Below are 10,537 nucleotides of genomic sequence, written 5' to 3' on the forward strand. Positions count from 1 at the left end.
CGCATCCCTGCCGGGCTGACACACTGGTCCGGGCAGGCGAGATGGAGGGAATTCGTGAGGTTCAGGCCTTTTGCGTGGATGCCATTGCCGCTGCGATGGCTCGCCCGGGTGCTGTCCGTTCTGCTGGCCCTGGGCGTCGCCCTGGCCGCGGTCGGCGTGGTGATCGTGCGCTCCTCGTTCCCGCAGGTGGAGGGCACGCTGAAGGTCGAGAGCCTGACCGGCAAGGTGGAGGTCCTGCGGGACGCCAACGGCATCCCGCACATCTATGCCGACACCCCCGAGGACCTGTTCCTCGCCCAGGGCTATGTCCACGCGCAGGACCGCTTCTGGGAGATGGACTTCCGGCGGCACGTCACCGCGGGCCGCCTGTCGGAGCTGTTCGGCAAGGCGACGCTGACCGAGGACAAGGTCATCCGTACCATGGGCTGGCGCCGGGTGGCCGAGCAGGAGCTGACCTCCGCCGACCCCAAGACCCGGCGCTTCCTCGACGCCTACGCCAAGGGCGTGAACTCCTGGATGAAGGCGAACCCGCGCGCCTCGGAAAGGAGCCTGGAGTACTCCGTGCTCAAGCTGCAGAACGGCGGCTACACCCCCGAGGCGTGGACGCCGCTCGACTCGGTGTCCTGGCTGAAAGCGATGGCCTGGGACCTGCGCAGCAACCTGAGCGACGAGATCTCCCGGGCGCTGGCCGCGACCAAGCTGCCGCCGGAGCGGGTCCACCAGCTCTACCCCGGCTACCCGTTCGAGCGCAACGACCCGATCGTCACCGAGGGGACGGTCGAGCGCGGGCACTTCGACCAGAAGGCCGAGCCCCGGCTGGACGACCGGGAGGCCGCGGCGCTCGCGGCCGCCGCCGAGGGGCTGAGCCGGGTGCCGAACATGATCGGGGCGGCCGACACCGACGGGATCGGGTCGAACTCGTGGGTGGTCTCCGGCGAGCACACGGTGAGCGGCAAGCCGTTACTGGCCAACGACCCGCACCTGTCGCCGCAGATGCCGTCGGTCTGGTATCAGACCGGCCTGCACTGCCGTACAAAGTCCGAAAAATGCGCGTATGACGTGACAGGGTTTAGTTTTTCTGGGGTGCCGGGGGTGATCATCGGGCACAACGACAAGGTGGCCTGGGGGTTCACCAATCTCGGGCCGGATGTCGCCGATCTGTATCTGGAGCAGGTGAAGGACGACACCTACCTGTACAAGGGCGAGTGGGCGGCGCTGGAGACCCGGCAGGAGCGGATCCAGGTCGCGGGCGGGTCGCCGGTCACCCTGAAGGTACGCGCGACCAGGCATGGCCCGCTGGTCAGCGAGGTGATGGAGAACATCGGCAGGACCGTTCCACAGGACAAGGCGAACGCGGTCGCGCTGCGGTGGACCGCGCTCACCCCGGGCACCGCGGCCGACGCCATCTTCGCGCTCAACGAGGCCGCCGACTGGCACGAGTTCCGGGCCGCCGCGGCGCTGTTCGACGTGCCCGCGCAGAACCTCGTGTACGCCGACGTCGAGGGCAGGATCGGCTACCAGGCGCCGGGCCGGATCCCCGTACGGACCAAGGGCGACGGCACCTGGCCGGTCCCCGGCTGGACCGGCGAGTACGAGTGGAAGACCGCGCCGATCCCCTTCGAGGAGCTGCCCAGCCTGGAGAACCCGGCCGACGGCTACATCGTGACGGCCAACAACGCGGTCATCGACCCCGCCCGCTACCAGCCGCTGCTCACCAAGGACTGGTCGTACGGCTACCGCGCCCAGCGCATCAAGGACCGCCTCGACCAGGCCCTCAAGTCCGGCAAGATGGACGCCGACACGATGTCGGACATCCAGCAGGACACCCACAACGGCCTGGCCGACCTCCTGGTCCCCGCGCTGCTGGAGGTGGACCTGGCGGGCCCGAGCACGCAGGCCAGGGACCTGTTGCGGGGCTGGGACGGCGCCCAGCCGCTCGACTCGGCCCCGGCCGCCTACTTCAACGCGGTGTGGCGGCACCTGCTGATGGCCACCTTCAACGACGAACTGCCCGAGGGCGCCAGGCCCAATGGCGGCGACCGGTGGTACGAGGTGATGCGCGACCTGCTGACCAGGGCCGACGACCCGTTCTGGGACGACGTGCGGACCAAGGAGGTCATCGAGTCCCGCAACGACATGCTCCGCCAGGCCCTGGCCTCGGCCCACCTGGAGCTGACCGGCCTGCTCGGCGCGGACGTCAAGGCGTGGCGCTGGGGCGACCTGCACACGCTGACGCTGACCAACGGCACGTTCGGCACCTCGGGCATCGCGCCGATCGAGGCGCTGTTCAACCGCGGCCCGTTCGGCGTGCCCGGCAACAAGGACGCCGTCAACGCGACCGGCTGGAACGTCCAGGAGGGCTACCCGATCAACGCGGTGCCGTCGATGCGGATGGTGCTCGACCTGGCCGACCTCGACAAGTCCCGCTGGATCAACCTGACCGGCGCCTCGGGCCACGCCTTCCACGACAACTACTGGGACCAGGCGCTCCCGTGGGCGGGCGGCGAGACGATCCCGATGTACTCCAGGCCGGAGTCGGTCAGGAAGGCGGCCAAGCACACGCTGGTGCTCACGCGGTGAAGCTCCGGGACTCGCCGATCGCCAGGTCCCACAGGTCCGCGCGTGGCAGGCCCTGAGCCTGCCACGCCAGCCGGGCCAGCCGCACGGGCGCCAGCAGCGGCTCACCGGACAGCACGAACGTCCCCCAGTGCATGGTGGCCATCCGCCGCGCCCCGGCGTCCACACATCCCTGTACGGCTTGCGCCGGATCGACGTGCACCGACTTCATGAACCAGTGCGGCTCGTAGGCCCCCACCGGCATCAGCGCCAGATCCAGCCCCGGAAACCGTTCCCCGATCCGGGCCAGCCGATCGCCGTAGGCGGTGTCCCCGGCGAAGTAGACCGACTTGCCGATCACCCAGCCGCCCCAGAGCGACTTGCAGGTGTCCCAGGGGGTACGGCGGCTCCAGTGGTGGGCGGGCACGAAGTCGAAGGCGACCTCGCCGATCTTGGTGCCCTCCCACCAGTCGAACTCGCTGACGTCCCGAAACCCGCGCCGGGTGAACCACCGCCCCAGGTTGGCGGGCACCAGCATCGGCGTGTCCCTGGGCAGCCGCCGTACCGTGGGCGCGTCGAGGTGGTCGTAGTGGTTGTGGCTGATCACCACGGCGTCGATCCCGGGCAGGTCGCTCCAGGCGACGCCCGGCGGGGTGAGGCGCTGGCGGACGCCGGGGATCCGGCGCGACCACACCGGGTCGGTGAGGATCGTCAGCCCGCCGATCCGCAGCACGAAGGTGGCGTGGCCGACCCAGGTGACCGTCGTCTCCGTGGTGGACGACACCGCGGGCAGTCCGTCGCGCAGCACCGGGATCTGGTCGGCGTCGCCGATGTCGGGGCGGAACCCGCCGTGCCAGGCGACGCTCAGCAGTTCACGGAAGTGGGGCAGCGGGGCGGTCAGCCGGTCTCGGAAGCCGTCCGGCCAGCGCCGGGCAGGGGCGGCGGGGCCGGTCGGACGGATCGTGTGGGACATGGGCGCGCTCCCCTGCGTGACGGATCACTCACCCTTGATGATCCCCTCTGGGGCGGAACTATTCCTCCTCCACCGTGGTGGCTTGCGTGGATATCCCCCATCTTCCAGGCCGGCCAGGCGCTCGAAGGCGTTGTAGCTCGCCTGGTCGCCGCTGACCAGCCAGGACACGCCGAGGCTGAGCAGGTAGAGGGGGAGCATCGGCAGTCCGGCGCACCAGGCCCACTGGGTGGCGTGCCGGCCCTCGTGCTTCAGCAGCGCTTCGGTGAGGTATTCGTCGGCGTGCTTGGTCAGCACCACGTTGCCGACGGTGAAGGCGCCCGCGACGGGGAACTCGTAGCGGTAGCCGTGGGCGAGGACCAGGCCGTGCGGGCCGGGCACGCGGGAGGTCCGGCCGACGACCGAGAGCAGTAAGCCGAGGAGGGTGGAGAGGTTGACGAAGTTGACCGCCCGCCGGATCCGGTACCGCCATTCCATACGTCAGATTATTGACCAATCTTGACATCCCGGAATAATGATCCCCGTCCTGAAATCTCCCCCAAGAGCAGGATCATGCGATTCATCATTCTCGCCGCCCTGATCTGCACCATGGGTCTGGCCACCGCCGGTGGCCTCGCCCTCACCCAGACCTCGGCAGGCAGCGACCCCCAGCCGGACGTGTTCCTCCACCTACCCGCGCCGAGCGCCACCCCGACCGCGACCCCCACGCCCAAGACCAAGCCGAAGTACACCGCGACCGCCAAAGTGGTCAACAAGAAGGGCGTCTCCTACCTCGACGTCTCAGTCAAGTACGGCGGAGCCGCCAGGTTCACCGTGAAGCAGCGGGTGTGCAAGGGCAAGTCGTGCCGTACGGCCGGCGCCGAGCTACCGGTGACGACGGGCGCGGGCAAGGCGTCCAAGAAGCTCGGCAAGGGCACCTACAAGACCAAGGGCAAGCCGTCGGTCACGCTGAAGGTGCTGCCCTGGCCGACCAGGACGGTGACCACGACGACCACCCCGAAGGCGACCACGACGGTGACCACGGGCCCGACGGTCACCCAGACGGCGGCCCCGGCCTCGACGGTCACGAGCACCGTGACGGTCACCGGGAACGCCTCCACCGTGACCCAGACGGCCACGGTGACCCAGATGGTCACCCAGACGGTCGCCGGACCCACGCCTCCACCGGTCACGGTCACCTGCAGCGCCGCGCCGACCACACCCGAGGAACTCACGACACCACCCACCACGGAGCCCGAGCCCCCGACAACCGCGCCGCCCACCACGGAGCCTCCGACGACCGCGCCGCCCACCACTGCGGCACCCACCACGGAGCCGCCCACCACCGAACCCTCGGTCACGGACACGCCCCCTCAGGACGGCACGGCCACGATTCCCCCGTGCCCGACGCCGACCGATGACCCCACGGACGACCCCACGGGCGAGCCGACCGGCGAGCCGACCGGCGACTCCGAGAACACGACCGACCCGCTGGCCCCCGACCCCGCGGCGGTCCCCGTGACCACGCCGCAGGCCCCGCCGGTCCAGTAGGCCCGGTCAGAGCAGCCGGTAGCGGCCCTCGTGGTACACCAGGGGGGCCGCTTCCGCCGGGGTGTCCAGCGCCACGACCTCGCCGACCACGATCGAGTGGTCACCCCCTTCGTGCACCGCCGAGGTACGGCACTGCAACGTGGCGATCGCATGGTCGAACAGCGCCACCTCTCCCTGCCCCCGGTGGTGCGCCCACCCGTCCAGGTGCCCCTCCAGCGAACGCCCCCGATGCGCGAAGGCCCGCGAGGCCTCCTCCATCGACGCCGCCAGCACCGACACCCCCCACACCCCGGCCTCGATCACCGCGTCGTGGAAGCGCGCCCGTTTCTCCGCGCAGAACAGCACGAGCAGCGGATCGAGCGAGACGGAGGTGAAGGAGTTCACGGTCATCGCGTGGTCGATCCCGCCGAGCCTGGTGGTGACGATCGTGACGCCGGTGGGGAACCGGCCGACGACCTTGCGGTAGACACCCGGATCGACGTCCAGGGAGCCGTTGGGGGGACCTTGGTGCACGCAGCCACTTTATGCCGCTATTTCAGGGGAGGTCCGTAGTGCCCCCTCAACAACCACGACTTGCCCGACGAGGGTGACAGCAGCACCCCGATCACCACGGCGGCCATGCCCCCGTACAGGTAGATGTAGCCCGCCAGGTCGCCCGAGATGACCAGGTCACCGGCGGACAGCTTGACCGAGAACAGCATCGAGACCAGCAGCCACCCGGCCGCCACCATCAGGGCGGCGAGCTTGCCGCGCATCATCCGGCCCACCAGCAGGCAGATCACCAGCAGCCCGATCACCCACCCCACGGCCGCCGCGGGGATCGAGTCGCCGAGATACCACGACTGGGTGAACCCACCCACCACACCCAGGACCACGCCCAGCACGAACAGCATGCCGTACGCCGCCCCGGCCAGGGCCGACTCGGCCTGGCTGCGTTGCTCCATGTCGGACGAGGCTAGTGGATGCCCGCGAACAGGTCGTTCTCGCGGGTGTGCGGCTCGCCGAGCCCGCCCGCCTCGACCGGCGCCCCCGGCCCTGCCGGACCGCGCGCACCGGCGTACAGGATGAAGTGCTCGACGCCGAGCGCCTCCTGCCCGATGTTGTTGGACAGCGCGAACCAGGGGGCCCGCACCGAGATCTGGGTGGCGTGCGCCCGCATCGCGTCGAGCTTCTCGCCCACGTACGGCCGGGCGTCGATCTCCGTCGTGACGACCTCGTCCGCGCAGCCGAACGGCATGTCCTCGACGCTCTCGGCGACGAAGGCGACATCGGCGGCGCGGATCGCCTCGGCCGTCCGGTGCATCACCGACCTGGGCAACGCCGTGTAGTACAGCTTCACGACCGCCCACGGCTCCCCCGCGCCGAAGGCCGGGTCGGCGGCCAGCTCGGCGGCGCGCACCGCGATCCGGTGGGCCTGGATGTGGTCGGGGTGCCCGTAGAAGCCGTTGTCGTCGTAGGTGACCAGGACCTGCGGCCGGACCTCCCGGATGACCTCCACCAACTGCCCGGCGGCCTCGTCCGGATCGGCCTGCCAGAACGCGCCCGGCCGGTGGTTGGAGGCGACGCCCATCATCCCCGAGTCCCGCCACCGGCCCGCCCCGCCGAGGAACCGGTGATCCTCGACACCGAGCGCCGCGCAGGCCGCGGCCAACTCCCCGACCCGGTACGGCCCCAGCGTGTCGTCACGGTCGGCGGCCAGGTACGCGAGGTGCTCGGGGATGACCTCGCCCTCCTCGCCGAGCGTGCAGGTGACCAGCGTGACCTGGGCTCCCTCGGCGGCGTACTTCGCCATCGTGGCCCCGGTGCCGATCGACTCGTCGTCCGGGTGGGCGTGCACGAGCAGCAGGCGTCGGTCGTTCATGGCTCAGAGCGTAGGGCACCCCCTCGGGCTGGCAGGATTGAGGCCATGAGTGAGAGCTTCCCGCGTCTGCACGCCAGGACCCGCCGGTTCACCCTCGGAGTGCCGAGAGGATTCACCATCGCCCCCGACGGCGACCGGGTCGTCTTCCTGCGCACGCGCTCGGGCACCGACCCCGTCACCTGCCTGTGGGAGCTCTCCACCGCCGACCACGTCGAGCGCCTGGTCGTGGACCCGCGCGCGCTCGACGCCGACGAGGAGAACCTGCCGCCCGAGGAGCGCGCCCGGCGCGAGCGCAGCCGCGAGCAGGCCGGGGGCGTGGTCGCCTACTCCACCGACACGGCCGCCGCCAGGGCGGCCTTCGCGCTGTCCGGCGGCCTGTACGTCACCGAGCTGGCCACGGGCGAGACGCGCCGGCTGGAGACCCCCGGCACGGTCATCGACCCGCGGCTGTCACCCGACGGGCGGCATGTCGCCTATGTCACCTCGGGTGAGCTGCGCGTCCAGGAGGTGGCCACCGGCGTCGACCGGGCGCTGGCCGTACCCGAGAGCCCGACCGTGACCTACGGTCTGGCCGAGTTCATCGCGGCCGAGGAGATGGACCGGCACCGCGGCCACTGGTGGTCGCCGGAGGGTGACGCGCTGCTGGTGGAGCGGGCCGACGAGGCTCCGGTGCAGACCTGGTACATCGCGGACCCGGCCAACCCGGGCCGTGCCGCGGCCGAGCAGCGGTATCCCTCGGCGGGGACGCCCAACGCCACGACCGAGCTGTTCGTGCTCGGGCTGGACGGCTCGCGGGTGGCGGTGCCGTACGAGGACGAGTATCTGACCACCGCCGCGTGGGACTCGCACGCGCTGTCGATCGTGACCATGCCGCGTGACCAGAAGGCGCTGCGCCTGTTCACCGTCGATCCGGCCACCGGCGAGTCGGCGCTGGTCCGTGAGGACACCGACCCGGCGTGGGTGGAGATCGTGTCCGGTGTGCCGGGCCACCTCGACGACGGGTCGCTGGTCTGGGTCGCCGACGCCGACGGCGGTCGCCGCCTGTTCGTCGGCGAGCGCGCGGTCACCCCGCCCACCCTGCAGGTGCGCGACGTGCTGGACATCGACCGCGACACCGTGCTGTTCAGGGCCAGCGGCGACCCGACCGAGATCCAGCTCTGGACCTGGGACGGCACCTCGCTGATGCCCGTCTCCACCCGCTCGGGCGTCTACTCCGGGCGGCTGTCCGGCGGCGTCGGCGTGCTGACCGAGCAGACCCTGGACAACGAGGGCGTCTCCACCACCGTCGTCATGCCGAGCGGTATGACCATCCCGATCCCCTCGCTCGCCGAGCGCCCCGGCCTCGACCTGCGCGTCTCCCTGGGCCGCTCGGGCACCCGCGAGCTGGCCACCGCCGTCGTGTTCCCCTCCTGGTACGAGCAGGGCTCGCGCAAGCTCCCGGTCCTGATGGACCCGTACGGTGGCCCGCACGCCCAGCTGGTGCTGGCCCGCCACGGCGGCTACCTCACCAGCCAGTGGTTCGCCGAGCAGGGCTTCGCCGTCGTCGTCGCCGACGGCCGGGGCACTCCCGGACGCGGCCCCGCCTTCGAGCGCGCCGTGCTGAACGACCTGGCCACCCCCGTCCTGGAGGACCAGATCGACGCCCTGCAGGGCGTGGCGCAGCAGTACCCCGACTCGCTGGACCTGTCGAAGGTGGGGATCAGGGGCTGGTCGTTCGGCGGCTACCTGGCCGCGCTGGCCGTCCTGCGCCGCCCCGACGTCTTCCACGCGGCCATCGCGGGCGCCCCGGTCACCGACTGGCGCCTGTACGACACCTGCTACACCGAGCGCTACCTGGGCCACCCCGACGAGCAGCCGGACGTCTACGACCGCTCCTCGCTGTTCGCCGACGCGGCCAAGCTGGACCGCCCGCTCCTGCTCATCCACGGCCTCGCCGACGACAACGTGGTCGCCGCCCACACCCTCCGCCTGTCCTCGGCCCTGCTGGCCTCAGGCCGCCAGCACAGCGTCCTCCCCCTGTCCGGCGTCACCCACATGACCCCCCAGGAGGTCGTCGCGGAAAACCTGCTCCTCCTGCAGGTCGACTTCCTCAAGAAGTCCCTGGACGTCTAGGACCCCTGGTAGAGACGCCCCAGATCGACCAACTCCAGGTCCGTACGGCTCCTCGCCGCCTCCACCACCTGCGGCATGAACCCGCAGGCGCTGAACAGGAGGAGCCGTACGCTTCCCCGGGCCCGGTCGTCGCGGCTCGCCAGCAGGTCGCGAAGCCTCTCCAGCCGCTCCAGGTGCCCGCGACCGACGACGTCACCGCACTTGGCCTCACCGATCGCGAGGATGACCTCCTTGCCGTTGTCATCCCGCCCGAAGACGACGACGTCGAGCTCGTGACCGGTCTGGTTCGCCTGATCGGGCAGCACGCCCGCCCCGACCCGGGTGCGCAGCCCGCCAAGGGTCCGCTCGTCGGCGTACCAGCGCGCCCAGGTGCGGGCCAGGTGCTCGAAGTGGGGTCCGAGCACCTTGCTCCGGAAGGTCCCCTGCGAGCGCTCCCACACCTGGGCCGCGTACCCGGGCCGCTCCAGGTCCGTCCACTCCGGACGCATGATCGCGTGGTAGAAGCTCAGGATGGGTTCGGTGATGCGGTAGGCGGAACGCTTGCCGTGGAAGGCGTCCTGCTCACGGGCGACCATGCCGACGTCCTCCAGGACCGTCAGCACGTGCCCGAGGTCGGTGGACTTGCGACCGAGGTATCCGGCGATCCCGCCGCGCGTGTGGTTTCCGAGCGCGATCGCCGACAGCACGCCGTGGTAGAGGGCGGTGTCGCGTAGTTCGGGCTCCTCGGCGAGCAGGAAACGGGCCTCGCGGAAGAGCGGGCGTCCCGGATTCAGCACGTTGCGAATCACCCATGGGCCGAAGTCGTCCATGTCCTGCGGCGCATCTCCCAGGGTGAACTCGCGCCGGTACGCCGGGGTTCCGCCCACCACGGCGTTGACCCGCAGCGCCAGAGCGTGGTCGGCCAGTTCCCAGAACTCCCCGGCCAGTCTGAAGTCGAGGGTCGGGACGACCAGCTCCAGACTGGCCCTGCCGCGCAGCGGAGCCGTACCCGCGAGCAGCGACCCCATGAACGACAGAGCGGAGCCGCACAGCAACAACCGCACCGGGCTGCCCGCCCGCTGCCCCTGGGGGCCGAGCGCCCGCTGGATCAGCGAGGGAAGCTGCGGTGAGGCTTTGACGAGGTAGGGGAACTCGTCGATCACCACCGGGGTGGGACCGGAGGCGACCGTCATGAGCACATCGACGGCCTCGTCCCAGCGAGAGAACCTCCGTGGCGCGGGCTCACCGAGGTAATGGGCGAGCGCCGTGCCGAACTGGTGGAGGGATTCGGCCTCGGTAGCCTCGATCGCGGCGAAGTAGAAACCCCCTGCGGCCCTGCAGATCGCGTCCATGAGAAAGGTCTTGCCTTGACGCCGCCGTCCGGACACCACACCGAGTGTCGCCTCCGGCCCGGGATAGCGCACGAACCTGGTCAGCTCTGCCCACTCGTAGTCGCGGGCGAACATCTCGACGGGCTTGTCCACCAGACCTCCGGCAATGATAGGTGGACCTATTATAGGTCCACCTAT

General features: G+C 70.6%; 9 protein-coding genes. 3 read left to right on the forward strand and 6 right to left on the reverse strand.

Translation table 11 applies throughout. The annotated features are described in order from the left end of the window. Positions 1 to 78 precede the first annotated feature (78 nt). The gene (locus tag ABZ911_RS14070; protein WP_358054942.1) at positions 79 to 2,580 is read left to right on the forward strand and encodes a penicillin acylase family protein; all 2,502 of its coding nucleotides are present in this window, start codon (positions 79 to 81) and stop codon (positions 2,578 to 2,580) included. On the opposite strand, the gene ABZ911_RS14075 is transcribed toward ABZ911_RS14070, so the two are convergent. Both ABZ911_RS14075 and ABZ911_RS14080 read right to left on the reverse strand, forming a co-directional pair. Next, positions 2,570 to 3,529 carry an MBL fold metallo-hydrolase gene (locus ABZ911_RS14075; protein WP_358054943.1) on the reverse strand — a complete coding sequence of 320 codons (960 nt, stop codon included), beginning with the start codon at positions 3,527 to 3,529 and terminating at the stop codon, positions 2,570 to 2,572. The genes ABZ911_RS14070 and ABZ911_RS14075 overlap by 11 nt on opposite strands. 24 nt (positions 3,530 to 3,553) lie before the next feature. Beyond that, entirely contained in the window at positions 3,554 to 4,003 is a 450-nt protein-coding gene (locus ABZ911_RS14080; RefSeq protein WP_358054944.1) for a hypothetical protein, read from the reverse strand. Between the two features lie 75 nt (positions 4,004 to 4,078). Between ABZ911_RS14080 and ABZ911_RS14085 the strand changes: the two genes are divergently transcribed. Then, a complete protein-coding gene (locus ABZ911_RS14085) occupies positions 4,079 to 5,056 on the forward strand; it encodes a hypothetical protein (RefSeq protein ID WP_358054945.1) in 978 nt (325 codons plus the stop codon). A 6-nt stretch (positions 5,057 to 5,062) separates the two neighbouring features. On the opposite strand, the gene ABZ911_RS14090 is transcribed toward ABZ911_RS14085, so the two are convergent. From ABZ911_RS14090 to mshB, 3 genes are read right to left on the reverse strand one after another with little or no spacing between them, the layout of a single operon-like run. Next, entirely contained in the window at positions 5,063 to 5,569 is a 507-nt protein-coding gene (locus tag ABZ911_RS14090) for a flavin reductase family protein (protein WP_358054946.1), read from the reverse strand. Between the two features lie 17 nt (positions 5,570 to 5,586). After that, complete coding sequence (locus ABZ911_RS14095) at positions 5,587 to 6,000, reverse strand: DUF6113 family protein (protein ID WP_358054947.1); 414 nt, start codon at positions 5,998 to 6,000, stop codon at positions 5,587 to 5,589. 11 nt (positions 6,001 to 6,011) lie between these two features. After that, positions 6,012 to 6,917 carry an N-acetyl-1-D-myo-inositol-2-amino-2-deoxy-alpha-D-glucopyranoside deacetylase gene (mshB, locus tag ABZ911_RS14100; protein WP_358054948.1) on the reverse strand — a complete coding sequence of 302 codons (906 nt, stop codon included), beginning with the start codon at positions 6,915 to 6,917 and terminating at the stop codon, positions 6,012 to 6,014. Between the two features lie 45 nt (positions 6,918 to 6,962). On the opposite strand from mshB, the gene ABZ911_RS14105 reads away from it, so the two are divergent. Then, the gene (locus ABZ911_RS14105; protein WP_358054949.1) at positions 6,963 to 9,029 is read left to right on the forward strand and encodes a prolyl oligopeptidase family serine peptidase; all 2,067 of its coding nucleotides are present in this window, start codon (positions 6,963 to 6,965) and stop codon (positions 9,027 to 9,029) included. Here the strand turns inward: ABZ911_RS14105 and ABZ911_RS14110 are convergent. Further along, positions 9,026 to 10,492, reverse strand: coding sequence for an ATP-binding protein (locus ABZ911_RS14110; RefSeq protein ID WP_358054950.1), 1,467 nt, complete (start codon positions 10,490 to 10,492; stop codon positions 9,026 to 9,028). The genes ABZ911_RS14105 and ABZ911_RS14110 overlap by 4 nt on opposite strands. Positions 10,493 to 10,537 lie beyond the last annotated feature (45 nt).

This window comes from Nonomuraea sp. NPDC046570 (assembly GCF_040645915.1).
In the GTDB taxonomy this organism is placed as follows: Bacteria; Actinomycetota; Actinomycetes; order Streptosporangiales; family Streptosporangiaceae; genus Nonomuraea.